We start from the raw sequence: 24,227 nt of genomic DNA, 5'->3' as shown, positions 1-24,227 counted from the left end.
ATGAAAAATCGCTGCCAGCTGGCAGCGTTGTCTGCCAGACAGTATAGAGATCAAATGCAGTGATGGCTTTGCTTTTCGTCATTTTCAGCCACATCCTCAGGGGTTTGCGAGCGACAGTTTTACCGGCTCAATGGCGAAAGTCAGCCCCTTGTCGCCGTTGTCAGCGACGACAAAACGGAGCGCGCCGTCGACCTGCGCAAAGTAGGGTAAATCCTTACCTTCCTTCAGCAGACCTTCCAGCTTTTTACGCCCTTCGTCGGCACTTAATCCCGGTACAAAGAAGCGCAGCATGGCGGTCATGTAGGCCAGTGCTTTTTGCTGCGAGGCGCTCTGGTCAGGGCCAGGCAGTGGCAGCCAGGTAATCTGCAGCGTCTTGATTTTGCCGGTGCCGGGCTCCAGCGCGGTAGAGGCATAGAGCGTTTCATTAATTTTGCTGGCGGCGCGCGTCAGGTTGCTTTTATCACCCCGATTATCAATAGCGCGATACTCAGGCAGCATCAGCGCTGCATTGGCCAGATTATATTTTTCGCGAAACTGGCCGATAGTCATATCAAAGGTGGGAGCGCCCGCCAGCAGATAAGGCGCGGTGGGCAACGCATCAGGCCGTTCCGGCGGTGGCGAATCGGCGGCAAAGACCGGAACCGTCAGCGCAAACGATAACAGCAGTGCGCCAGGCAAATTCTTCATTTTGTCGATCCTGTCCCGTAAACTCAGGCGCAAATTAAAACGGTTTTTATCCGCGAGGTCAAAAGCGCGGCGGTTCTCTTCTCTGGATGATAATGCATGACGTTACAACAATGGTGTTTTTCCTGGCGCGGTCGACTGGGACGACGTGATTTCTGGATCTGGCAGGCGGTCTGGTTGCTGACCACGACACTATTATTCGTCTTAGCAGCAAACGACTGGATTGATAGCCAGATGGCGGCTTTTGGCGTGGTCTGCCTGCTATGGCCCGCCAGCGCGGTTATGGTTAAACGACTGCACGATCGCAATCGACGCGGTTACTGGGGATTTCTGGTGATTGTTGCCTGGCTGCTGGTGGCGGGAAACTGGAGCATGCTGGGTAGTGTTTTGCCCTGGCTGCTGGGCCGCGCCATTCCGTTTGTGTTAATGGCTGGTCTGCTGCTGGATCTTGGCGTCTTTCGCGGTACCCCCGGCGCTAACCGGTTTGGTACCGCGACGCAGCCGGTGCGATACCGGCAAATGGCTCACCAGTAATGTTCACTGGTGATATGGCCCGGCTTACGCTTCAGGTGTTTGCGCATCTCGCGCGTCTCTTTCAGTAACTGCTGAGTATCGCGCACCATCTGCGGGTTGCCGCACAGCATCACATGGCTGCTGTCGGCATCCAGCGTTAATCCGGTGGCACGCTCCAGCTCGCCGTTTTCGATCAGCGCCGGGACCCGGCCCGTCAGCGAACCGGGGATCGCTTCACGACTCACCACTGTCTGGATGTGCAATTTATCGTGATAGCGCTGCTGCAACTGCTGCATCAGTGGCAAAAAGCTCAGGTCGGCCGCATAGCGTGCGGCATGCACCAGCACGATGTTTTCAAAGCGATCCAACCCTTCGCCCTGCTGGAGCATCGACAGGTAGGGACCAATCGCGGTGCCGGTTGCCAGCATCCATAAAGTTTTGCACTCCGGGACTTCATCCAGCACAAAGAATCCCGCGGCTTCTTTGGTGACCATCACCCGATCGCCCGGCTGAAGTGCCTGCAGATGCGGACTCAGCTTGCCCTCTGGCACCGTGACCAGATAAAACTCCAGCAGGTCATCTTTTGGCGCATTAACGTAGGAATAAGCGCGCTGCACCCGCTCACCGTCGATTTCCAGCGCCAGCTTGGCAAATTGCCCGGCAATAAAGGGATCGATGGGCGCTTTTACCCGGAGGCTGAACAATGCATCCGTCCAGTTTTTGACTTCCTTAACTTCACCATTGACCCACTCAGCCATAATCACTCCCTGGTTGTTAATTATTCAGGCAGGTCACTATTTTCGCGACTAGCCGGTGAGATTGCCAGCCTGCGCCCTGGCAAAGGCTCTAATCGACAAACTGTTGCTTTGTCTTTACAGGCTGGCCCATAAAATTGACAGGCGCAAGCCGGGTCCTTTTCGCTTACCTCTCGCTTTATCGTCTAATCCTGATATTTTGCCCGCCATAACAAGATGACTGGCGGGTGAACCGCTATTTTAACCTCCTTTCACAGAAAGAAATTTTGCATAATCATGATTAGTAAACTGGAAAATCGCCCACTGATGGTGATGCTCATTGTGCTGGTGGCTGTCGGGCAGATGGCACAGACTATCTACGTCCCGGCGATGTCGGTGATGGCGGATGCACTGAATGTGCGGGATGGCGCGCTGCAGCGTGTGATGGCGGCCTATCTGATGACCTATGGCGGATCCCAGCTGATCTACGGTCCGCTGTCAGACAGCGTGGGTCGTCGTCCGGTGATCCTGGCGGGCATGACGATCTTTATGATCGGCGCAATCACGGCTCTGATGGCGACCTCACTCGATATGCTGGTGCTGGGTAGTGCGATTCAGGGACTGGGAACCGGCGTGGCAGGCGTGATGGCGCGTACCATGCCGCGTGATCTCTACGAGGGGCACGCGCTGCGCCGCGCTAACAGCCTGCTTAACATGGGCATTCTGGTCAGCCCGCTGCTGGCACCGGTGATTGGTGCGCTGCTGACCCAGCTCTTTGGCTGGCACGCCTGTTTCGCCTTTCTGCTGCTGCTCTGTCTGGCGGTGACCGGTTCCATGGCGCGCTGGCTGCCGGAGACCCGGCCGCAGAGTGCAGAAGTGACCCCTTTCTTCAAACGTTACGCCCGCCTGCTCAGCGACGCGAATTTCGTCCGCTACATTGTGCTGCTGATCGGCGCGCTCGCCGGGATTGCGGTCTTTGAGTCGAGCTGTGGCGTTCTGCTGGGCGGCGTGCTCGGCCTGCACAGCCTGACCGTCAGCATCCTGTTCATCCTGCCGATTCCGGCAGCGTTCTTCGGTGCCTGGTTTGCCGGACGCGAGCAGGGTTCATGGCACAGCCTGATGTGGTGGGGTGTGAATAGCTGCCTGCTGGCGGGCATTCTGATGTGGATCCCGGCGTGGTTCGGCGTGATGAATATCTGGACGCTGCTGGTCCCTGCCGCGCTATTCTTCTTTGGTGCCGGTATGCTGTTTCCGCTGGCGACTTCAGGCGCGATGGAGCCGTATGCCTGGCTGGCGGGAAGCGCGGGCGCGCTGATTGGCGGGATGCAGAATCTGGGATCGGGTTTGGTGGCGTGGCTCTCAGCCATGATGCCGCAGCGCGATCAGTTCAGCCTTGGCATGCTGATGTTCTTCACGGCGCTGGTGATGCTGCTCTGCTGGTTGCCGCTCTCACGTCAGCCGGAGCGCGGCAACCAGCCGGTTACAGGATAAACGGATGGAGCGCCGGATCTTTACGGTCGAGATAGTGAATCGACTGGATGCGGCGAATGGTGCGTGATTTACCGCGAATTAGCAGCGTTTCGCTGGTGGCGATATTGCCCTGACGCGTAATACCTTTCAGTAACTCGCCACTGGTAATACCGGTGGCGGCAAACACCACGTTGTCGTTGCGCGCCATCTCACTCAGTGTCAGCTTCTTACCCGCTTCAATCCCCATCTCTGCACAGCGCTGCAGTTCCTGCTCGCCGAGCAGACGGTTTTCAGCGCTGTCGCCTTTGACGTGATGACGCGCCAGCAAGCGGCCCTGCATATCGCCATCCAGTGCGCGGATCACCGCCGCAGAGACCACGCCTTCCGGCGCGCCGCCAACGCCATACATCACATCCACTTCGCTGTCCGGCATGCAGGTCAGAATCGAGGCGGCGACATCACCATCCGGGAAGGTAAAGACCCGCACGCCCAGCTGCTGCAACTGGCCGATCACCGCATCGTGACGCGGCTTTGCCAGAATCGATACGGTCAGCTGCGACAGCGGCTTGTTCATCGCTATCGCGATATTGCGCAGGTTGGTTTCCAGCGGCAGGTCGAGGTCGATCGCCCCATGCGCTGCCGGACCGACAATCAGTTTCTCCATGTACATGTCAGGGGCGTGCAGAAAGCTGCCTTTATCGCCGACGGCCATCACGGCCAGCGCGTTAGCCTGGCCAAGCGCCGTCATGCGGGTGCCTTCAATCGGATCGACGGCAATATCGACCGCATCGCCGCGACCGGTACCGACTTTTTCACCAATATAGAGCATTGGCGCTTCGTCGATTTCGCCTTCACCGATCACAATCTGACCGTCAATTTCAATGGAGTTCAGGACATGACGCATGGCATGGACAGCCGCGCCGTCAGCTGCATTTTTGTCGCCGCGTCCTAACCAGTGATAGCCTGCCAGGGCGGCAGCTTCGGTTACGCGGGAAAATTCAATGGCAAGTTCTCGTTTCATGGCATCTACCTGACAAAAAACCGGCAGGCAGTGTAACACAGCGGGGCAGCAGGGCGGGGAAAAGGCCCGCGACGGCCAGCGTCGCGGGCACAGAGATTACTCCTGATCTTCCCACGCCTGTGCGCGGGCAACCGCTTTTTTCCAGCCGGCATAACGGAAGTTACGCTCGGTAGTTTCCAGGCTTGGACGGAACTCACGCTCAATAACCGCTTTAGCACGCACTTCATCCAGATCCTGCCAGAAGCCGACAGCCAGACCCGCCAGATAGGCAGAACCTAGCGCCGTGACTTCACGCACTTCCGGACGCTCAACACGGGTGCCGAGGATGTCAGCCTGGAACTGCATCAGGAAGTTGTTGGACACCGCACCACCATCCACACGCAGCGCCTGCAGGCGGGTGTTGGCATCATTCTGCATCGCTTCCAGCACGTCACGCGTCTGATAAGCGATCGACTCCAGCGTCGCGCGGATGATGTGGTTAGCGTTCGCGCCGCGCGTCAGACCGAAGATTGCGCCACGAGCATACGGGTCCCAGTAGGGTGCACCCAGGCCGGTGAAAGCAGGCACCATGTAAACGCCATTGGTGTCTTTCACTTTCATCGCGAAGTATTCAGAGTCAGCCGCTTCACTGATCAGCTTCATCTCATCGCGCAGCCACTGAATAGAGGCACCCCCGATAAATACGGCACCTTCCAGCGCATAGTTCACTTCACCGCGCGGGCCACAGGCGATTGTGGTCAGCAGGCCGTGGGTCGAGGTTACCGCTTCAGTACCGGTGTTCATCAGCATAAAGCAACCGGTGCCGTAGGTGTTTTTCGCCATGCCAGGCTGTACACACAGCTGGCCATACAGCGCGGCCTGCTGGTCACCGGCAATACCGGCGATAGGAATACGTGTACCGCCTTTACCACCGATGTTGGTCTGACCGTAGACTTCAGACGAGGACTTCACTTCTGGCAGCATTTCACGCGGGATATCCAGGATATCGAGCATGCGCTGATCCCACTCCAGCTTGTGAATGTTAAACATCATGGTACGCGAGGCGTTGGTATAGTCAGTAATGTGAACGCGGCCCTGAGTCATTTTCCAGACCAGCCAGGTATCAACGGTACCGAACAGCAGCTCACCACGTTTTGCACGCTCACGTGAGCCTTCAACATGGTCCAGGATCCACTTCACTTTCGTCCCGGAGAAGTAGGGGTTAATTACCAGACCTGTCGTGTGCTGGATGTACTCTTCCAGACCCTCTTTCTTCAGTTTGTTACAGTAGTCAGCGGTGCGCGGGTCCTGCCAGACGATGGCATTATAGATAGGTTTGCCGGTCTCTTTTTCCCACACGATGGCGGTTTCGCGCTGGTTAGTGATACCAATTGCCGCAATCTCATCAGAACGGATATCGGCATGGGCCAGCACTTCAACCAGCGTAGAGCTTTGTGAAGCCCAGATATCCATTGGATCATGCTCAACCCAGCCCGCTTTCGGGTAGATCTGAGTAAATTCGCGCTGCGATACCGCAACGATATTGGAATCGTGGTCGAGAACGACGGCGCGTGAGCTGGTTGTACCCTGATCGAGCGCGACAATATATTTTTTATCTGTGGTAGTCATAAATTCAGTCCTGATGATAAAAAGTGAAACTTACGCTTTACGCTGCTGAGCGCGTGCAACCGGTTTGTCTGCTGGAATATTTGCAGGTTCTTTCGCGGCACCTGGCAGGTAGCGGCCAATCAGTGTGCGATAACCGACTGCACCCAGGCAGGCACCGACCAGCGGGCCAAAAATAGGGACCAGGAAGTAAGGAATATCTTTACCTCCTGTGAAGGCAACGTTACCCCAGCCAGCGAAGAAGGCGAACAGCTTAGGTCCGAAATCACGTGCCGGGTTAAGAGCAAAGCCGGTCAGCGGACCCATTGATCCACCAATGACCGCGACCAGCAGGCCGATTAACAGCGGTGCCATCGGCCCACGTGGTACACCGTTGCCATCGTCGGTCAGCGCCATAATCACTGCCATCAGCACGGCAGTAATCACCATCTCGACCAGGAACGCCTGACCTACGCTGATGTGCGGGTTGGGATAAGTTGAGAAGATACCCGCCAGATCCAGACTCTGAACCGTACCGCGTACCATCTGATGACTTTGTTCGTAATCGAAAAAGAGGCTGTAGTAGAGGCCATAAACCAGCGCGGCCGCGCAGAATGCCCCGGCGATTTGCGCCAGAATAAACGGCACCACTTTACGGCCTTCGAAGTTGGCGAACAGGCAGAGCGCAACCGTAACGGCAGGGTTGAGATGCGCACCTGAAACCCCAGCGGTAAGATAGACAGCCATTGAGACGGCTAAGCCCCAGATAATGCAGATTTCCCACTGACCGAAGGCGGCACCGGCAAGTTTCAGAGCAGCCACACAGCCTGCGCCGAAGAAAATAATCAAGCCTGTCCCCAGAAATTCGGCAATACACTGACCTTTGAGCGTGTTAGTTGTCTGACTCATAATAGTGGTTCCTGAAGCGAGGTTAAATTTTATCAGTTTTTGTTCTCAGTCCATGAGGCACCCAGCTTTTATGTAGGGCTGATGTGAATTTATCGTTAACGAACATAAACGAGAAATAGCGAAATCGTTTTTTGTGTACTGTGTCATAAAAATGCGCGTTTTCGCGTATTCTGGCTTTCTTAACCCATTATTCGCGCCTCTTTACAGCATTAACGGGCCAGTGCCAGAACGCAGCTGCAGTAAGCGCAGCGTAATTTCAGGTATTGGCTGAAAAGTGTTACAGACTACGCCCGCAAAGGCCGCGTTGCTGGACTTGCGGGGTGAGGCTACATACAATCGGGACAACGTTGCTGGCTTAAGCTGGCATCATCAACGCCTTGCAGGAATTTAGGAGAGGTCAGAAAGATGTCATTTGAAGTGTTTGAGAAACTGGAAGCGAAAGTACAGCAGGCGATTGATACCATCACCCTGTTGCAGATGGAAATCGAAGAGCTGAAAGAGCAGAACAACTCACTGCGTAACGATGCGCAACAAGTCGCGGGCAACCACGATGCGCTGATGCGTGAAAATCAGCACCTGAAAGAAGAGCAACACGTATGGCAGGAACGTCTGCGTGCCTTGCTGGGAAAAATGGAAGAGGTTTGAAGCCTCAGCTGATGTGAAAAACGGGTGCTCAGGCACCCGTTTTCATGTCTGGCCTATTCGAGATCCAGCGCATCCTCTGACAGAATGATACCGGTGTTATCGGCATAGAGATGGTCGCCGGAAAAGAAAGTGACGCCGCCGAAATTGACGCGCACATCGCTCTCGCCAATCCCTTCACCCGCAGCGCCTGCCGGAATCGCGGCAATGGCCTGGATACCAATCTCCAGCTCTTCCAGCTCGTCAACCTGACGTACTGACCCGTAGATGACCAGGCCTTCCCACTCGTTAGTGGCTGCCAGACGTGCCAGCTGCGCATCCACCAGCGCCCGACGCACAGAACCGCCGCCATCAATCACCAGCACCCGGCCGCGGCCATTTTCTTCCAGCAGGTCGTAGAGTAAGCCGTTGTCTTCAAAGCATTTCACTGTGGTAATCTGACCACCGAATGAAGTGCGCCCACCAAAGTTTGAAAAAAGCGGTTCAACAACATTCACTTCTTCATGGTAGATATCGCAGAGTTCAGATGTATCGTATTTCATAAGGGTTTCGTCTGTTTGCCACAGGAAGGGTAAGTATATCGCTATATGCAGATTGTTGGCAAAATCATCAGTATGAAAAAAGCATCGTTCGATCAAGAACATGCATAAAAAAGCCCAGCCGGATGGGCTGGGCGTCTGAAAAGCGCTGATTCAGTGAATCAGAGAATGAAGCGGCTAAGGTCTTCGTCAGCCACCAGTTCATCCAGATGTTTGCCGACATAATCAGCATCGATGGTCACGGATTCACCGTGACGATCGCTGGCCTCATACGAGATATCTTCCATCAGACGTTCAAGCACGGTATGCAGACGGCGCGCACCGATGTTTTCGGTCGTTTCGTTGACCTGCCATGCGGCTTCAGCGATCCGGCGGATACCCTCTTCGGTGAACTCAATGTTCACGCCCTCAGTATTCATCAGCGCTTTGTACTGCACGGTGATGGAGGCATTCGGCTCGGTCAGGATGCGCTGGAAATCATTCACGGTCAGCGCCTGCAGCTCTACACGAATTGGCAGACGACCCTGCAATTCCGGAATCAGGTCGGAAGGGCTGGCCACCTGGAACGCGCCTGAAGCGATAAACAGAATGTGGTCGGTTTTCACCATGCCATGTTTGGTCGAGACGGTACAGCCTTCAACCAGCGGCAGCAGGTCGCGCTGAACACCTTCGCGAGAAACATCCGGGCCGCCAGCATTCTGGCCGCCGCGCTTACAGATTTTGTCGATCTCATCGATAAACACGATACCGTGCTGCTCAACCGCATCAATCGCGTCCTGCTTAAGCTCTTCCGGATTAACCAGCTTTGCCGCTTCTTCTTCGATCAGCAGCTTCATCGCTTCTTTGATCTTCAGCTTGCGCGCTTTCTGCTTCTGACCGCCGAGGTTCTGGAACATTGACTGCAGCTGGCTGGTCATCTCTTCCATGCCAGGAGGTGCCATGATCTCAACACCAGGCGCGCTGGCGGCCAGATCGATCTCAATCTCTTTATCGTCCAGCTGGCCTTCGCGCAGCTTTTTGCGGAACGACTGGCGTGCTGCAGACGGCTCAGCGCTCTGCTCTGCCTGGCCCCAGTTATTTTTCGCAGGCGGAATCAGCACATCGAGAATACGCTCTTCGGCCATCTCTTCGGCACGGTATTTGTTCTTTTCAATCGCCTGACTGCGAACCATCTTAATGGCCGAATCGGTCAGATCACGAATGATAGAGTCCACTTCCTTACCGACATAACCCACTTCGGTAAATTTAGTCGCTTCAACTTTGATGAACGGTGCGTTGGCCAGCTTAGCCAGACGACGCGCTATCTCGGTTTTACCGACACCGGTCGGACCGATCATCAGGATGTTTTTAGGGGTCACTTCATGGCGCAGCTCTTCGTCGAGCTGCATGCGGCGCCAGCGGTTGCGCAGTGCAATAGCCACGGCGCGCTTGGCGCTGTCCTGGCCGATGATAAAGCGGTTCAGTTCGCTGACGATTTCGCGTGGAGTCATCTCAGACATATTTATACCCTTACGCCTTAGACGTTAATTCTTCAAAATTAACGTTGTGGTTAGTGTAGATGCAGATATCACCCGCGATATTCAGCGACTTCTCGACGATGTCGCGTGCGCCCATTTCGGTATTCTCCAGCAGCGCACGTGCCGCTGCCTGGGCGAAAGGCCCACCGGAGCCGATGGCGATCAGGTCGTTTTCAGGCTGGATGACGTCACCGTTACCGCTGATGATCAGAGAGGCTGACTCATCTGCGACGGCCAGTAAGGCTTCCAGGCGACGCAGCATACGGTCGGTACGCCAGTCTTTCGCCAGCTCCACCGCGGCTTTCACCAGGTGGCCCTGATGCATTTCCAGTTTGCGTTCGAAAAGTTCAAACAGGGTGAAGGCGTCTGCGGTGCCGCCAGCAAATCCGGCAATCACCTTATCGTTGTATAAACGACGCACTTTTTTAACGTTGCCTTTCATCACGGTATTGCCGAGCGTAGCCTGGCCATCACCGCCAATCACTACCTGGCCGTTGCGTCGTACACTTACTATTGTTGTCACGGGCAGACCCCTTGTTGCAGTCGGAAAAGGACTCCGCGCACGGGGCGCGGAGTATCATGCAACAGATATGGGGCGGGTTTGACGGGTTTCAACCCCCGACGGAGAGTGGAATACAGCTGGAGTGTCCGGAACTGCGCAGGCGTTTCAGGGTGCTGTCAGCGGATGCGCGGTCTTTATAAGGACCGATAACCACGCGATTCCAGCCGCCACCGGTAGTAATACGGCTTTCAAAACCTTCAAAGGCTAAGCCTGCACGCACCGATTCAGCCTGGTCGGTGCCTTTGAACGAACCACACTGCACCATCCAGCGCTGCGAAGAGGCTTTCTCCGCTGGTTTCGCCTTCGCGGTCTCCTGCGGTTTTGACTGTACGTCCGGCTCCCGCGTGATAGGTGCAGGCTGCGTCTGGCGCTGTACGTTTTGCTGCTGCTGCTGCTGCTGCTGCTGCTGCTGCTGACGTTGCTGTTGTTGTAATTGCTGCTGTTGCTGACGCTGTTGTTGTTGCTGCAACTGCTGCTGCTGACGTTGCAGCTGTTGCAACTGCTGCTGATGCTGCAGCGTTTGCTGACGTTGTGCCGGGGTCTGTTCGTTCCACGGCACTTCGTTGAGCTGCGTGGGCTGCTGACGCATATCCGCCTGCATCTGCTCCAGCAACTGGCGCTGCTCGTCGGTCAGTTGGGTCTGCGACTTCACTTCGCCACCAGAAGAGGGTTCGATAGGCGTCGGCACGGTGACCTGACGGTTCTCCAGCTCTTTAATATATTTCCAGCGCTCTTCTGGCTTCGGCGGCAAGCCATTGCCGTTGGCTTTATGATCCGTAATGACCGGCACGTCTTCTTTCTTGTGATGCGCCAGGAACCATAAACCACCGGCAAAGGTCACTAACACTGCGACCGCCAGTACAATCATCAGTTTAGATGTTCCCGAACCGCCTTTGCTCTTCTTGCCACGGCTGGGGCTTTTTTTGCGACGCGTCCCTGTTGAACGCCCGCGGCCTACGTAATCTTTTTGTGCCACTCTCGTTCTTATACCCTTCAAAAATAGTGCCAGATGGGCGAAATGATGATTTTTACGCGCCCGGCAAGGAGTCCGCCATGTTACTCAAGGGTCGGAACTTTGACCAGCAGTGTTCGCTTTAAGAATCTACTGAAAAAACCAGACGAACAGGCTTATTTTTCACGTTTTTTTGCGCGCGCCGTACTGCCACGAATCGTTAAGCCGGCATCCAGCAACCGCGATCCGCTGATCACCCGTTTGCCATTTAACTCATCCAGCAGCAGCAACATCGCTTCCCGACCAATCTGGTAACGTGGCTGTGTCACCGTGGTCAGCGGTGGCTCGCAGTAACGTGACAGTTCAATGTCATCAAATCCCACTACAGAGAGATCCTCCGGTATCCGCAGCCCACAACGTCTGGCCTGATTCATCGCCCCCAGCGCCATAATATCGCTATGGCAGAACAGGGCGCGCGGGGGTTGGGGCAGGGTCATCAGCTGATTCATGGCGGCAACGCCTGCTTCAAACGTAAAATCACCGCGCACAATATAGGTGGGGTCGACCGTCAGCCCGCTGCGACGCATCGCCTGTACATAGCCCTGCAACCGATACTGACAGAGCGGCATCTCTTCCGGCCCGGCGATACAAGCGATCTGCGTGTGGCCTAACTGCAGTAAATGATTCACCGCTTCAAATGCGGCGGTCAGATTATCGATGTGAACCGTGGGCAGTGACATTTCCGGCGCAAACTCATTCGCCATCACCATGGGCGGCAAGTTACGTTGCTCATCAATGCTGGCATCAAAGGGCAACTGTGATCCGAGCAGCACCATGCCATCGATCTGTCGTGTGACCATCAGATTGAGAAAGGTTCGCTCCTGCTGATTCTGATGAGCGCAGTCACCAATCAGGACCAGATAGCCCTCTTCGGCTGCCGTGACTTCGACGCCACGAATGATTTCACTAAAGAAGGGATCGCAGATGTCAGGGACAATAACGAGGATGGTTCGCGTTTCGTTACGCCGCGCGTTGCGTGTGGGGCCATGTGCTGCATAGCCGACGGCGGCAACTGCCTGCTCGACTTTCTGGCGGGTCGCCGCAGAAACCTTCTCCGGATTCATTAGCGCACGCGATACGGTGGCGGTTGAGACGCCTGCGTGCTCCGCGACATCCTTCATTGTGGCGGCGGGCGGTTGTTGATTCTGCTCCAACACATGCTCCTGACGCGTTATGGCGCGTTCGATTCTGTTTTTGCCTGACCTGAAAGCAATTCGGGCAACATTGTTAACGATTGCCCGGCTGGTTGTTACTTAATTTGCATAAAAATTGTGACTTATGCGACGTTTTTCGATCTGGCTCGCAGTGTCAGCAAAAATCAGCTCTCGGTCGGGTCGATATCCAGCGTCCATTTCACTTTGCGCGCAGCGGGGAGCGTTGAAACCAGCGGCAACGAACTGCTCAGTAACTGTTGCAGACGTTGCCGGGAAGGATGCTGTAACAGCAGTTGCCAGCGCCAGCGTCCACTGCGTTTGGGCTGCAAAGCGGGCAACGGGCCCATAAACCACATTGCCTTATCATTCAGCGGGCTCGCTTCCAGCAGGTTACGAAGTTGTTGCAAAAATTCGGCTGCCTGCTGGTTATCCATATCTTCCGCGCGGAACAGCGCATGGCGGCTCCAGGGTGGCAGGTGAACCGCCTGTCGCTCCAGCAGTGCCTGCTGCGCGAAGGCCGAATAACCCTGATGCAGCAGTGTCTGCAGTAAAGGGTGTTCCGGATGGTGAGTCTGCAGCACCACCTCGCCCTGCTTTCCGGCACGGCCAGCACGGCCGGCGACCTGAGTGTAAAGCTGAGCAAAGCGCTCCGCCGCACGGAAATCGGCTGAGAACAGGGCACCATCCACATCCAGCAGCGAGACCAGTGTGACATCGGGGAAGTGATGGCCCTTGGCCAGCATCTGGGTGCCGACCAGGATACGTGCGCCGCCACGATGGACGTCAGCCAGGTGCTGCTCCAGCGCCCCTTTGCGGCTGGTGGTATCACGATCAATGCGCGATACCGGCACGCCAGGGAAGAGTGTGCCGAGCTGCTGCTCCAGCTGTTCAGTGCCGACGCCGACCGGCAGCAGATGGGTCGAGCCACACTGTGGACACTGATTAGGTAGCGGCCGCTGGCTGTCGCAATGATGGCAGCGTAGCTGACGGTGGTGCTGATGCAGGGTGTAGTAGCGATCACAACGTGTACACTCGGCAATCCAGCCGCAGTCGTGACATAGCAGGGCTGGAGAAAAACCGCGGCGGTTAAGAAACAGCAACACCTGATTGTCGGCCTGCAGATGCTGGCGCATTTTACCAATCAGACCCGGTGCCAGGCCGCCGATCAGCTGCACGCCTTTTAAGTCGATAAGCTGTTGCAGCGCCGGTCGGGCGTTGCCGGCGCGTTTTGTCAGGTCGAGCTGGCGATACTTGCCGCTGCGGACATTGTGCAGCGTCTCCAGAGCCGGTGTCGCCGAGCCCATGACAATCGGGATATCCTCTTCATGGGCACGGAACACAGCCAGATCGCGCGCCTGATAGCGCCAGCCTTCCTGCTGTTTATAGGAGCTGTCATGCTCTTCATCAATAATGATCACGCCGGGACGAGCCAGCGGCGTAAACAGCGCCGAGCGGGTGCCAATCACAATCGCCGTTTCGCCGCGCCGCGCACGTAACCAGACGGCCAGCCGTTCACTGTCATTTAATGCGGAGTGCAGCACATCGATGGGTGCATCAAAACGTTCGCGAAAGCGGGCAATCGTCTGCGGGGTCAGGCCAATCTCCGGCACCAGCACCAGCGCCTGTTTACCCCGTACCAGCACATTTTCCAGCACGCTGAGGTAAACCTCAGTTTTGCCGGAGCCGGTGATGCCCGCCAGCAGCCAGGCGGAATAGTGTTCATCATCTGCCCGAATCGCACCCACGGCCATCGCCTGATCGGTATTCAGTCGCAGCCGCTCGCCTTTTACAGCATAAGTGGTGCGCCAGTCGTGCATCTGCGGCTGGTGCTCATGCAGTTCGCATAATCCTTTAGCCCGCAATGCCTGTAATGTCGCCTCGGTGAGATCGTGTTCACTGACCTGATGCCGATAAAGCGGTTGCTGACGCAGTGCTGCCAGCGCCTGCTGCTGTTTTGGTGCCCGCTTTAAACTTTCCGGTGCGGTTTCACGGCCCTGCTCGGTAATTTCCCAGCGCCACAGGGGATTGTCCTGCGCTGCTTTGCCCTGGCGCAGTAGCACCGGAATCGCGTGGCTCAGCACTTCACCCTGCGGCGAATGGTAGTAGCTGGCAGCCCAGTTCAGGATGCGCCACAGCGACGGGGGATAGAGAGACTCACTGTCCAGCACCTCAGCCACGCGCTTGAGCTGTGCTTCCGGCAGATCGCTGCTGTCACGAAAGGCAACCACAATCCCGATCATTCTGCGATTGCCAAAGGGCACACTCACGCGCCCGCCAATGACCGGCTGCGCACCCTGAGGCGGCAGATAATCAAACAGGCGGGGCAAGGGGACGGGCAGGGCAACCTGAACAACGGGCATAACTCTCTCTTTCCGGCTCAATCATCGGGGAAGCTAGTGTACACGCTGGCCCCTATGGCGGGTATCTCAGCATATATTTGCAGCAATCCAAACTTATCTGTATAATATGCGGCCTTCGGTAAGAAATATCTGGCCGGAGTACACCCTATAATGTTCAACCGCGTGTGGTGCTGTGCAGGTTAACGCCTGGCACGGAGAGCGACACGGCCTTCTATGAGGTTTCCCATGAAACAAGGTATTCACCCGAAATATGAAGCAGTTACTATCAAATGTACCTGCGGCAACGAGATTCACACCCGTTCAACACTGACTCACGAACTGAACCTGGACGTTTGTGGCAAATGCCACCCGTTCTATACCGGTAAGCAGCGTGAAGTGGCAACTGGTGGCCGTGTTGACCGCTTTAACAAGCGTTTCAGCGTGCCAGGCGCTAAAAAATAAGATTAAAAGGCACCTGAACCTGCGGGTTCGGCGGCAAGAAAAAACCCAGCTTCGGCTGGGTTTTTTTATGGCTGTTACAGGCTGGTGTCCGTTGTCGGGGTCGCCGCAGGCTTATTCAGTTCAAGTACCTGCGTCGTATAAGTACCATCTAAATCACCAATCGCGGCGATCTTCGGTGCGGTAATCGAGATTTTATCGGCTGACATCGTACCTTTACTGCACAGCACCCAGAATAAACAGGATGAGTTACTGATTTTCTCGTCTGTGGCCAGCGTCAGTGTGGCCGCCTTCATGGTACCGCTATTAGAGATGCCGTTTTTACCGGACACGTTTAACAGTCCGGTTGCCTGCATGACGCCCTGATTGCTGACCTCATTCGCCATAACAGAGGCATTCTGAGCAGTCAGAGTCGCCGCGTTAGAGACCTTTGTTGCAGAAACATAGGCTATTCCCTGTGAAGTCACGTTTCCGCCAGACAGGAGGCTGATCTCTTTAACGGCATTCATACTCAGATTTCCTGCCTCAATTGTCCCTGAATTGAGCAGGCTGGTGTTGGCGACAGCCGTGACGACGCCGTCAACCGTATTATAACCGGTCTGCATGGCCAAATTTTTTGGTGTCGTGATTGTTCCTCTGTTCTCAATATTACCGGCCAGAGAAGCAATATTTACAGCGCCAGCAGCTTCAATTTGTGCGTTATTGTTGTTGGCAATTTTTCCCAGGCTGACGATGGTGGCGTAATCCGTCGTTTTAATGGTGCCGTTATTGGTGAACGCGTCCGTTGTCTGCAGTACAGCCTGGCTGGCAGACAATTTTCCCCTGTTCGTTATGCTGCCACCTGCGGTGGCGCTCAGGAGTCCGGTTTCAATCGCGCCGTTGTTGGTTAATGTGCCATTAGCTGTAATGTAGAGATTAGTCGCATTCAGTATGCCGCTATTATTGACACCCGCACCGGCATCAGTAGTCTGCAGCTGAATAATTCCCGCAGTTGCCCCACCCAGCGCGCTGACATCAATGGTGTTGCCGTAGGCTTTGGCCGTTCCACTCGCTGTCGCCGAACCGGAAGCGATATTGTAATCATAGATACCGGCAATCGCTTGCAATTGATTAGTAGCGATCTGTCCCTGGATATTAATTTTCTGTGCCAGCAGGTCGGTGTAATCAGCACCTTTCAGACCATCACCATTAACCGTAATCGTGCCTTTCGCCACATTGAAACCCGTCAATGCACCATCGGTAAAAGTAGGCGTTCCGGTGGTCAGCGTGGCGCGTCCGGTGTTAATAAAGCTACAGCCTGAGCAGGTAATACCATTCGGATTGGCGATAATGACATCCGCTTTTTGACCGGCGACTTCAATATAGCCGTTCAGTGAAGATGAGCTTTTTGAGATAACTTCATTCAGGATAAGGCTGGCTGACTTATCCAGATTGCTGTTTCGCGCAATATTACCGCTTTCGCGCACTAAATCTGCGGTGCTATTATTCAGGACCATTCCATCACTGGTGACGTTAAAGTTCTGATACATATTGTGTGAAAGACCATTTGCATCAGCCTGGTTAATATTAACGACCGTCGATCCATTTGCATGCGTGTAAGTATTGAGTGCAGCCAGCGCAGGCTGGCTGCATAATGTGGCTACGGTAGCCACGAATAACAGGTTAAATTTATGCTTCTTCATTATTTCTATCCTTTTTTGTGTGAGTGTTTTTTTAAAGCCTTTTTTATTAAAAAATCTCCATCTTTTTTAATATTTCCATTGCAATGAAAAACCCAGCGTAAGTGGATCAGTGTGAAAGGCTTGTGGTTTCTTTAGCGGGGTACCGGCAAAAAGATCAAAGCGTGTTTGCAGAAGTTTTCCCCGCAGGCCGACAGCGCTGCCTATGGCGGTTTTCCCGGTATAATACTGCTGGTTGTAATTGCCATAGACCTGGCCTGCATCAACACCGATATAGGGCTGAATCGGTTTGCCGGGAATTATCCAGCTAAGATCGTTGCGCCAGTACCATCCCTTATTGTCCTGAAGAGAATATTCACCATCGAAACCGCGCACCGTCCAGCGGTTTGCCAGCGAAAAGCGATTGAGTGACGAGAGGCTATCGGGCGAATATTGCAGGCTGAAATGAGGGGAGTAATTCAGCCAGTTTTCATAGACACGAAAGTTGACGGAACCCTCAAGATCTAAATTGACAATCCGGCCTTGCTTATCAATAAGTCCATATTCCTGCTCAACAGTATTGCTGCTATTAAACCAGGGCATCTTTCTTTGGTAACTTAGTGTGGTTGCGAGACCTGCATTATCAACATTGATTTGATGTTGCAGCACCGCTTTCCAGCCCGCACTTCTTTTATGCATGCTGACAAGGTCAAAATCATCCAGAGAGTAGCGCGATTCCGTGTCAAATATTTGCAGGCCAACCGTACTGGTCTGATGTACGGTTCGTGAAATCAGACGATTGAGTTGCGCACTGTAATAACGGTTCTTATTATTGAGCGTCCATTTTGCCCAGTTTCCGGTCATAAATTGCCGGTAATCACTGTGACTGGCGTAGAGATCGAGCCACCAGTATCCCCAGGGGATTGAATAACCCATCGATTTATTACTGTTACCTTTTATCGTGTGCTTCGGGGCAATATCGTGGCCATAAGAGACATAAAGGGTGTCACTGAGTGAGGTGATATTATTCAGATAGAGCGCTGCACCACCCTGATAACGGCCTGTTGCAACTGAGCCAGCATCATTGAGCCATGCACCCACCTGCCAGTATTTATCCTGCCTGCGCTGGATATAGATGTCACTTTCACCTTTGCCACTGCCAGGCACCAGATTAACATTAACCTGCGATCCCGGTACTCGCTGAAGATTAAGGCTACCCTGTTCAAGGTCGCTGAGTTCAAGCACATCACCCGCTTTGAACGGTAATGTGCTGGTTAAATTGATATAGTCGTTCCCGGATTTATTAAGAATGATTTTTCCCACTTTACCGGCATTAATATCAAATTTTAATTCGCCACCTGACAGGTTCTGTTCCGGTAAATTAACACGTGTGGTGATATATCCCGCCCGGATGATTTCATTCTGCAGGGTTTTTGCCAGCAGTCTTATACCCGCGATACCCAGACATTTTCCTTCTGCCTGAGAAGTAAAATACCTTAACTTTTCGAGATGAAGTTTTTTGTTATCCTGCTTTAAAGAAACCTTATCGATAAGATAGCATTCTTCTTCATGCGGAAAGAGAATCTCTTCTGGCCGGAAGCGCTGTTGTTCAGACGCTGCCCGCTGCGGCTCAGGGATCAGTTGCGCTTTGCGTACCCGATCCTGTTGCAGTGCATTGATATTCCCATTTGGCTCTGTGAGAGCGGGTGCAGCTTTCGCCCGATCAGAAGAGAAGAGGGCTACTGAGGCGACCAGGATAATAATAAAAGCAGATGCAGATGACGTTATTTTATATTTAATGCTCATTGTCTTTCCGTAAAATAGTCGCTCAGACAAAATTTTACGGATGCAGATATTAGTGAACAATAGTAATTATTCTATTATCGAAATAAAAAGGCATTTTTATTGCAACAGAAATAACGGAATAATATGAGAACAGGCTGGATTTTTATGATAAGTCTGACGGGTAATATTAAGAAGGGTCAATCAAATTGCGGAAAGCAGCAAAAGCAGTTCATATCGGATCAGAAAGCGGCTCCCTGAGCGGAGCCTGCTCCTCTGAAGCGGGGTTAAGCGAAACCGGACCCCGGGGATCAATACTCCCAGGTATCCGGGTCGACACCCATCTGGCGCATGATTGCTTTTGCTTCTTCCGGAATCTCATCATTACGCTCTTTGCGCAGGTCGACGTCATCCGGCAGCGGCTGGCCCGTAAAGGCATGTAAAAAGGCTTCGCAAAGCAACTCGCTGTTGGTGGCGTGACGCAGGTTATTCACCTGACGACGGGTACGCTCATCCGTTAAAATCTTCAGCACGCTCAATGGGATAGAAACTGTAATCTTCTTAACCTGCTCGCTCTTCTTACCGTGCTCAGCGTACGGGCTGATATATTCGCCGTTCCATTCAGCCATGGGTTACCTTAATTAATAAACGTTAAATGTGAGGAAATCAGCGGATTATGCCTGATTTTTTCCTGCCTGACCCCTGATATGGCGGGTTTTCTTCGTTCGCCGCCTCTGCATCACAGAGAGGAACGCCAGGCGATGACGCATAATTTTAGCGGTTATTGCGTTTTTGCTCAATCTATACGCAAAGACATTTAGATGTCCAGATGTATTGACGTCTAATTAGAGGGTGATATTCTGTGGACTACATTTTCTTAACTCTTCAGGAACAATTCGCTCATGACGCGTAAACCGGCAACCATCGCAGTGCGCAGCGGTTTGAATGATGACGAGCAATATGGCTGCGTTGTCCCGCCCATCCACCTCTCAACAACCTATAACTTCCTGGATTTCAATGAGCCTCGTGCACATGACTATTCCCGTCGTGGTAACCCCACACGTGATGTCGTACAACGTACGCTGGCGGAACTGGAAGGCGGAGCGGGTGCGGTATTGACCAATACCGGCATGTCAGCTATTCACCTGGTCACGACGGTATTCCTGAAGCCTGGCGATCTGCTGGTTGCGCCACACGACTGTTATGGCGGCAGCTATCGGTTATTTGACAGTCTGAGCAAGCGCGGCGCGTATCGGGTGAAATTTGTCGATCAGGGCGACCCGGTGGCGCTGCAGGCGGCGCTGGATGAAAACCCCAAACTGGTGCTGATTGAAAGCCCCAGCAATCCGCTGCTGCGCGTCGTGGATATCAGCGCCATTTGTGCCGCTGCGCGTGCCGCAGGTACCATCAGCGTGGTGGACAACACCTTTATGAGTCCGGCGCTGCAGAATCCTCTGGCGCTGGGTGCGGACCTGGTGATCCACTCCTGTACCAAATACCTCAATGGTCACTCCGATGTGGTGGCGGGCGCTGTCATTGCCAAAGATCCACAACTGGCGACTGACCTGGCCTGGTGGGCAAATAACATTGGCGTGACCGGCGCAGCATTTGACAGTTATCTGCTGCTGCGCGGCATTCGTACCCTTTCACCACGTATTGCAGCCGCACAACGCAATGCTCTCGCGATTGTTGAGTATCTGAAGCAGCAGAAGCGGGTGAAAAAGTTGTATCATCCTTCGCTGCCGGAAAACGCCGGGCACGAACATGCCGTACGTCAGCAGCGCGGCTTTGGCGCTATGCTGAGTTTCGAGGTCGACGGTGATGAGGCGCTGCTGCGCCGCTTCCTGAAAGCGTTGCGGCTATTTACGCTGGCGGAATCGCTGGGCGGCGTAGAAAGTCTGATCTCCCATACCGCCACCATGACGCACGCGGGGATGTCGGCAGAAGCACGCGCGGCAGCAGGCATTTCCGATACGCTGCTACGGGTTTCTGTTGGTATTGAAGATCACGAAGATTTAATTGCCGATCTGGATAATGCATTCCGGATCGCAGCCGAGGGTTAAGCATGACGATTTCAGCAGGCGCGGGAACGCCGAACATCAGGCAGTTGCATAAGTTTGGTGGCAGCAGTCTGGCCGATGCGCGTTGCTATCAGCGCGTTGCCAGCATTATGGCGGACTACAGCCAGCCAGGCGATCTGATGGTGGTCTCCGCGGCAGGCTCAACCACCAACCAGCTGATTAGCTGGCTGAAGCTGAGCCAGAACGATCGGCTCTCTGCGCATCAGGTGCAACAGGCTTTACGGCGCTACCAGAGCGAACTAATCGGTGCGCTGCTGCCTGCTGAGATCGCCGAACCTTTAATCACTGCATTTATCCGCGATCTGGAAAAGCTTGCCGTACTGCTGGATGCGCCTATCACCGATGCGGTCTATGCCGAAGTGGTCGGGCACGGTGAAATATGGTCGGCACGCCTGATGTCAGCGGTATTGAGCCAGCGTGACCTGCAGGCCTGCTGGCTGGATGCGCGTGAATTTCTGCGTGCTGAACGCGCTGCTCAGCCGCAGGTGGATGAGGGTAAATCCTGGCCCCTGCTGCAGACTTTGCTGGCGCAGCATCCGCAAAAGCGCATCGTAGTGACCGGCTTTATCAGCCGCAACGATGCCGGTGAAACCGTCCTGCTTGGCCGCAACGGCTCCGACTATTCCGCCACACAGATTGGCGCGCTGGCGGGTGTCGGACGCGTGACCATCTGGAGCGATGTCGCGGGCGTTTACAGCGCCGATCCCCGCAAAGTTTCTGATGCCTGTCTGCTGCCGTTGTTAAGGCTGGATGAAGCCAGTGAGCTGGCTCGCCTGGCGGCTCCGGTGCTGCATACCCGCACGCTGCAGCCGGTCTCTGGCAGCGATATCGACCTGCAACTGCGCTGCAGCTATCAGCCAGAGCAGGGCTCAACCCGCATCGAGCGTGTGCTGGCTTCCGGGACCGGGGCGCGCATCGTAACCAGCCACGATGATGTTTGCCTGATTGAGATTCAGCTGCCAGAGCAGCATGACTTCGCCATCCTGCACAAAGAGATCGACCTGCTGCTGAAGCGTGCGCAGCTGCGCCCGCTGGCGTTTGGCGTCCATCCTGATCGTCAGCTGCTGCAGCTCTGCTATACCTCTGAGGTGGTTAACAGCGCCTTCACGTTGCTACAGGATGCCGGACTGCCGGGTCATCTGCAGCTGCGCGACGGCCTGGCGCTGGTGGCACTGGTTGGGGCAGGCGTTACCCGCAATCCGCTGCATACTCATCGCTTCTGGCAGCAGTTAAAAGATCAGCCGGTTGAGTTCATCTGGCAGTCAGAAGATCACATCAGCGTAGTCGCGGTGCTGCGCGTCGGGCCGACTCAGCACCTGATTCAGGGACTGCATCAGTCACTGTTCCGCGCAGAAAAGCGTATCGGTCTGATGCTGTTTGGCAAAGGCAATATCGGTTCACGCTGGCTTGAGCTGTTTGCCCGCGATCAGGAAACGCTGTCAGCGCGCACCGGCTTTGAATTTGTGCTGGCGGGCGTCGCGGACAGCAGCCGCAGCCTGCTGAGCTATAACGGGCTGGATGCCAGTCGTGCGCTCGCCTTCTTTGATGATGAAGCGGTGGAGCGCGATGAAGAGTCGCTGTTCCTGTGGATGCGTGCTCACCCTTTCGATGACCTGGTGGTACTGGATGTTACGGCCAGTACACCGCTGGCGCAGCAGTATCTTGACTTTGCCAGTCACGGTTTTCATGTGATCAGCGCCAACAAGGTTGCGGGTGCGTCTGACAGCCAGACCTGGCGGCAGATTCGCGATGCCTTCACCAAAACCGGACGTCACTGGCTCTATAACGCCACTGTTGGTGCCGGCCTGCCGATTAACTATACGGTGCGCGATCTGCGCGACAGCGGCGATACCATTCTGGCAATTAGCGGGATCTTCTCCGGTACGCTGTCGTGGCTGTTCCTGCAGTTTGATGGCACGGTGCCGTTTACCGAGCTGGTGGATCAGGCGTGGCAGCAGGGCTTAACCGAGCCTGATCCGCGCGCCGATCTCTCGGGTCAGGATGTGATGCGCAAGCTGGTGATCCTGGCGCGTGAGGCGGGCTATAACATCGAGCCGGATCAGGTGCGGGTTGAATCGCTGGTGCCGAATAACTGTCTTCAGGGATCGATTGATCACTTCTTTGAGAATGGCGAAGAGCTGAACGAGCAGATGCTGCAGCGGCTGGAAGCCGCGCGGGAGATGGACCTGGTGCTGCGCTACGTTGCCCGTTTTGATGCTAACGGCAAGGCGCGCGTAGGTGTTGAAGCGGTGCGACCAGAGCATCCGCTGGCCGCGCTGCTGCCGTGCGACAACGTCTTTGCCATTGAGAGTCGCTGGTATCGCGATAATCCACTGGTGATCCGTGGGCCAGGCGCAGGCCGGGATGTCACCGCAGGCGCTATTCAGTCAGATATAAATCGCCTCGCACAGCTGTTGTAATCCTTCCTCATCAGGCGCTTCGGCGCCTGTTTTCAACGTGTTGTCTCCTCCCTGTTGAAATCCCTTCATGTTGATTGAAAATTGATCACGCCTGTTGACCACTTTTACGTTGACGGCACACTGAGATTGCGTCATTTTGAACATCTGGACGTCTGAACGTGTAGATGTTTACGGGTCGATTATTAATCAGTGAGGGTGCAGGATGAGTTTCTTTCATGCTAATCAGCGCGAAGCGCTAAACCAGAGCCTGGCTGAACTGAACGGGCAGATTAATGTGTCTTTTGAGTTCTTTCCGCCGCGCACCAGCGAAATGGAAGAGACTCTGTGGTCCTCAATTGATCGCCTGAGCAGTCTGAAACCGAAATTCGTTTCTGTCACTTACGGTGCGAACTCAGGTGAACGCGATCGCACTCACAGCATTATCAAAGGCATTAAAGATCGCACTGGCCTGGAAGCGGCACCCCATCTGACCTGTGTCGATGCGACGCGTGGTGAACTGCGCAACATCGCTCAGGATTACTGGAACAACGGCATCCGCCATATTGTGGCGCTGCGTGGCGATTTGCCACCTGGCAGCGGTAAGCCAGAAATGTACGGCAGCGATCTGGTGTCGCTGCTGAAAGAGGTCGGCGATTTTGATATTTCTGTCGCTGCCTATCCGGAAGTCCATCCCGAGGCGAAAAGCGCCCAGGCTGACCTGATTAATCTCAGACGAAAAATTGATGCAGGCGCAAATCGGGCTATTACCCAGTTTTTTTTCGACGTCGAAAGCTATCTGCGTTTCCGCGATCGCTGTGTCTCGACCGGCATTGATGTGGAAATTGTGCCGGGCATCCTGCCGGTCTCTAACTTTAAACAGCTGCAACGCTTTGCCACGCTGACCAATGTGCGCGTGCCGGGCTGGATGAGCGCGATGTTTGCCGGTCTGGATGACGATCCGGAAACGCGCAAAATGGTGGGGGCAAATATCGCGATGGATATGGTGAAAATCCTGTCACGCGAAGGGGTGAAAGATTTCCATTTTTACACGCTGAACCGTGCCGAAATGAGTTACGCCATCTGCCACACGTTAGGAGTACGCCCGGTTGCGGCAGCGGCTTAACCGCTCTGCCTGAGCCAGTAAAAAAGTCGGGAATCACCCGACTTT

Annotated in this window: 21 protein-coding genes; 7 read left to right on the top strand and 14 right to left on the bottom strand. The window is 54.6% G+C overall.

Annotated elements, in window-relative coordinates:
- Positions 1-96 precede the first annotated feature (96 nt).
- Positions 97-687, bottom strand: a complete 591-nt coding sequence (locus tag F3I44_RS19015) for a DUF1454 family protein (RefSeq protein ID WP_150014002.1) — start codon at positions 685-687, stop codon at positions 97-99.
- Between the two features lie 96 nt (positions 688-783).
- On the opposite strand from F3I44_RS19015, the gene F3I44_RS19010 reads away from it, so the two are divergent.
- Positions 784-1,218, top strand: a complete 435-nt coding sequence (locus tag F3I44_RS19010) for a DUF805 domain-containing protein (RefSeq protein ID WP_150014004.1) — start codon at positions 784-786, stop codon at positions 1,216-1,218.
- Here the strand turns inward: F3I44_RS19010 and fpr are convergent.
- On the bottom strand, positions 1,209-1,955 hold the full coding sequence (gene fpr, locus F3I44_RS19005) for a ferredoxin--NADP(+) reductase (RefSeq protein ID WP_150014006.1): 747 nt from the start codon (positions 1,953-1,955) through the stop codon (positions 1,209-1,211). The genes F3I44_RS19010 and fpr overlap by 10 nt on opposite strands.
- A 273-nt stretch (positions 1,956-2,228) precedes the next feature.
- Between fpr and emrD the strand changes: the two genes are divergently transcribed.
- The gene (emrD, locus tag F3I44_RS19000; RefSeq protein ID WP_150014008.1) at positions 2,229-3,422 is read left to right on the top strand and encodes a multidrug efflux MFS transporter EmrD; all 1,194 of its coding nucleotides are present in this window, start codon (positions 2,229-2,231) and stop codon (positions 3,420-3,422) included.
- Here the strand turns inward: emrD and glpX are convergent.
- The 3 genes from glpX to F3I44_RS18985 form a co-directional block, all read right to left on the bottom strand.
- Entirely contained in the window at positions 3,412-4,422 is a 1,011-nt protein-coding gene (gene glpX, locus F3I44_RS18995) for a class II fructose-bisphosphatase (RefSeq protein WP_150014010.1), read from the bottom strand. The genes emrD and glpX overlap by 11 nt on opposite strands.
- A gap of 96 nt (positions 4,423-4,518) precedes the next feature.
- A complete protein-coding gene (gene glpK / locus F3I44_RS18990) occupies positions 4,519-6,030 on the bottom strand; it encodes a glycerol kinase GlpK (protein WP_033734465.1) in 1,512 nt (503 codons plus the stop codon).
- Between the two features lie 30 nt (positions 6,031-6,060).
- Positions 6,061-6,915: an MIP/aquaporin family protein gene (locus tag F3I44_RS18985; protein ID WP_150014012.1), complete on the bottom strand. Its 855-nt coding sequence runs from the start codon at positions 6,913-6,915 to the stop codon at positions 6,061-6,063.
- A 405-nt stretch (positions 6,916-7,320) separates the two neighbouring features.
- On the opposite strand from F3I44_RS18985, the gene zapB reads away from it, so the two are divergent.
- A complete protein-coding gene (gene zapB / locus F3I44_RS18980) occupies positions 7,321-7,560 on the top strand; it encodes a cell division protein ZapB (protein ID WP_003851242.1) in 240 nt (79 codons plus the stop codon).
- Positions 7,561-7,613: 53 nt separating this feature from the next.
- On the opposite strand, the gene rraA is transcribed toward zapB, so the two are convergent.
- The 6 genes from rraA to priA all read right to left on the bottom strand — a co-directional run bounded on the left by rraA (position 7,614) and on the right by priA (position 14,701).
- Entirely contained in the window at positions 7,614-8,099 is a 486-nt protein-coding gene (rraA, locus tag F3I44_RS18975) for a ribonuclease E activity regulator RraA (protein ID WP_009088032.1), read from the bottom strand.
- Between the two features lie 158 nt (positions 8,100-8,257).
- Entirely contained in the window at positions 8,258-9,595 is a 1,338-nt protein-coding gene (gene hslU / locus F3I44_RS18970; protein ID WP_150014014.1) for an HslU--HslV peptidase ATPase subunit, read from the bottom strand.
- Between the two features lie 10 nt (positions 9,596-9,605).
- The gene (gene hslV, locus F3I44_RS18965; protein WP_003851234.1) at positions 9,606-10,136 is read right to left on the bottom strand and encodes an ATP-dependent protease subunit HslV; all 531 of its coding nucleotides are present in this window, start codon (positions 10,134-10,136) and stop codon (positions 9,606-9,608) included.
- A gap of 88 nt (positions 10,137-10,224) precedes the next feature.
- A complete protein-coding gene (ftsN, locus tag F3I44_RS18960; protein ID WP_150019515.1) occupies positions 10,225-11,151 on the bottom strand; it encodes a cell division protein FtsN in 927 nt (308 codons plus the stop codon).
- 152 nt (positions 11,152-11,303) lie between these two features.
- On the bottom strand, positions 11,304-12,341 hold the full coding sequence (cytR, locus tag F3I44_RS18955; protein ID WP_061061101.1) for a DNA-binding transcriptional regulator CytR: 1,038 nt from the start codon (positions 12,339-12,341) through the stop codon (positions 11,304-11,306).
- 164 nt (positions 12,342-12,505) lie between these two features.
- The gene (gene priA / locus F3I44_RS18950) at positions 12,506-14,701 is read right to left on the bottom strand and encodes a primosomal protein N' (RefSeq protein WP_150014018.1); all 2,196 of its coding nucleotides are present in this window, start codon (positions 14,699-14,701) and stop codon (positions 12,506-12,508) included.
- 225 nt (positions 14,702-14,926) lie between these two features.
- Between priA and rpmE the strand changes: the two genes are divergently transcribed.
- The gene (gene rpmE / locus F3I44_RS18945) at positions 14,927-15,142 is read left to right on the top strand and encodes a 50S ribosomal protein L31 (protein ID WP_003851227.1); all 216 of its coding nucleotides are present in this window, start codon (positions 14,927-14,929) and stop codon (positions 15,140-15,142) included.
- 74 nt (positions 15,143-15,216) lie between these two features.
- Here rpmE and F3I44_RS18940 read toward each other — a convergent pair whose 3' ends face one another.
- The 3 genes from F3I44_RS18940 to metJ form a co-directional block, all read right to left on the bottom strand.
- On the bottom strand, positions 15,217-16,821 hold the full coding sequence (locus F3I44_RS18940) for a filamentous hemagglutinin N-terminal domain-containing protein (RefSeq protein WP_150014020.1): 1,605 nt from the start codon (positions 16,819-16,821) through the stop codon (positions 15,217-15,219).
- 66 nt (positions 16,822-16,887) lie between these two features.
- On the bottom strand, positions 16,888-18,603 hold the full coding sequence (locus F3I44_RS18935) for a ShlB/FhaC/HecB family hemolysin secretion/activation protein (RefSeq protein WP_150014022.1): 1,716 nt from the start codon (positions 18,601-18,603) through the stop codon (positions 16,888-16,890).
- 287 nt (positions 18,604-18,890) lie between these two features.
- Complete coding sequence (gene metJ / locus F3I44_RS18930) at positions 18,891-19,208, bottom strand: met regulon transcriptional regulator MetJ (protein ID WP_013359463.1); 318 nt, start codon at positions 19,206-19,208, stop codon at positions 18,891-18,893.
- Positions 19,209-19,481: 273 nt separating this feature from the next.
- Here metJ and metB point away from each other — a divergent pair, with 273 nt between their 5' ends.
- The 3 genes from metB to metF all read left to right on the top strand — a co-directional run bounded on the left by metB (position 19,482) and on the right by metF (position 24,182).
- Positions 19,482-20,642 (top strand): cystathionine gamma-synthase, encoded by a 1,161-nt coding sequence (gene metB, locus F3I44_RS18925; RefSeq protein WP_150014024.1) that lies wholly within the window; start codon positions 19,482-19,484, stop codon positions 20,640-20,642.
- A 2-nt stretch (positions 20,643-20,644) separates the two neighbouring features.
- Positions 20,645-23,080 carry a bifunctional aspartate kinase/homoserine dehydrogenase II gene (locus F3I44_RS18920; protein ID WP_150014026.1) on the top strand — a complete coding sequence of 812 codons (2,436 nt, stop codon included), beginning with the start codon at positions 20,645-20,647 and terminating at the stop codon, positions 23,078-23,080.
- A 202-nt stretch (positions 23,081-23,282) separates the two neighbouring features.
- On the top strand, positions 23,283-24,182 hold the full coding sequence (gene metF, locus F3I44_RS18915) for a methylenetetrahydrofolate reductase (RefSeq protein WP_150014028.1): 900 nt from the start codon (positions 23,283-23,285) through the stop codon (positions 24,180-24,182).
- The last annotated feature ends 45 nt before the right edge of the window (positions 24,183-24,227 follow it).

The sequence above is a fragment of the Pantoea sp. F_5 genome, assembly GCF_008631595.1.
GTDB lineage: Bacteria > Pseudomonadota > Gammaproteobacteria > Enterobacterales > Enterobacteriaceae > Pantoea > Pantoea gossypiicola.
Note: the sequence above shows the minus strand (reverse complement) of the source record. Positions and strands in the feature narration are given on the sequence as shown.

What these genes read in the sequence shown, in the direction of transcription:
- F3I44_RS19015 (WP_150014002.1), bottom strand. Translation starts at nt 687, where the DNA reads ATGAAGAATTTGCCTGGCGCACTGCTGTTATCGTTTGCGCTGACGGTT.
- F3I44_RS19010 (WP_150014004.1), top strand. Translation starts at nt 784, where the DNA reads ATGACGTTACAACAATGGTGTTTTTCCTGGCGCGGTCGACTGGGACGA.
- fpr (WP_150014006.1), bottom strand. Translation starts at nt 1,955, where the DNA reads ATGGCTGAGTGGGTCAATGGTGAAGTTAAGGAAGTCAAAAACTGGACG.
- emrD (WP_150014008.1), top strand. Translation starts at nt 2,229, where the DNA reads ATGATTAGTAAACTGGAAAATCGCCCACTGATGGTGATGCTCATTGTG.
- glpX (WP_150014010.1), bottom strand. Translation starts at nt 4,422, where the DNA reads ATGAAACGAGAACTTGCCATTGAATTTTCCCGCGTAACCGAAGCTGCC.
- glpK (WP_033734465.1), bottom strand. Translation starts at nt 6,030, where the DNA reads ATGACTACCACAGATAAAAAATATATTGTCGCGCTCGATCAGGGTACA.
- F3I44_RS18985 (WP_150014012.1), bottom strand. Translation starts at nt 6,915, where the DNA reads ATGAGTCAGACAACTAACACGCTCAAAGGTCAGTGTATTGCCGAATTT.
- zapB (WP_003851242.1), top strand. Translation starts at nt 7,321, where the DNA reads ATGTCATTTGAAGTGTTTGAGAAACTGGAAGCGAAAGTACAGCAGGCG.
- rraA (WP_009088032.1), bottom strand. Translation starts at nt 8,099, where the DNA reads ATGAAATACGATACATCTGAACTCTGCGATATCTACCATGAAGAAGTG.
- hslU (WP_150014014.1), bottom strand. Translation starts at nt 9,595, where the DNA reads ATGTCTGAGATGACTCCACGCGAAATCGTCAGCGAACTGAACCGCTTT.
- priA (WP_150014018.1), bottom strand. Translation starts at nt 14,701, where the DNA reads ATGCCCGTTGTTCAGGTTGCCCTGCCCGTCCCCTTGCCCCGCCTGTTT.
- rpmE (WP_003851227.1), top strand. Translation starts at nt 14,927, where the DNA reads ATGAAACAAGGTATTCACCCGAAATATGAAGCAGTTACTATCAAATGT.
- F3I44_RS18940 (WP_150014020.1), bottom strand. Translation starts at nt 16,821, where the DNA reads ATGAAGAAGCATAAATTTAACCTGTTATTCGTGGCTACCGTAGCCACA.
- F3I44_RS18935 (WP_150014022.1), bottom strand. Translation starts at nt 18,603, where the DNA reads ATGAGCATTAAATATAAAATAACGTCATCTGCATCTGCTTTTATTATT.
- metJ (WP_013359463.1), bottom strand. Translation starts at nt 19,208, where the DNA reads ATGGCTGAATGGAACGGCGAATATATCAGCCCGTACGCTGAGCACGGT.
- metB (WP_150014024.1), top strand. Translation starts at nt 19,482, where the DNA reads ATGACGCGTAAACCGGCAACCATCGCAGTGCGCAGCGGTTTGAATGAT.
- F3I44_RS18920 (WP_150014026.1), top strand. Translation starts at nt 20,645, where the DNA reads ATGACGATTTCAGCAGGCGCGGGAACGCCGAACATCAGGCAGTTGCAT.
- metF (WP_150014028.1), top strand. Translation starts at nt 23,283, where the DNA reads ATGAGTTTCTTTCATGCTAATCAGCGCGAAGCGCTAAACCAGAGCCTG.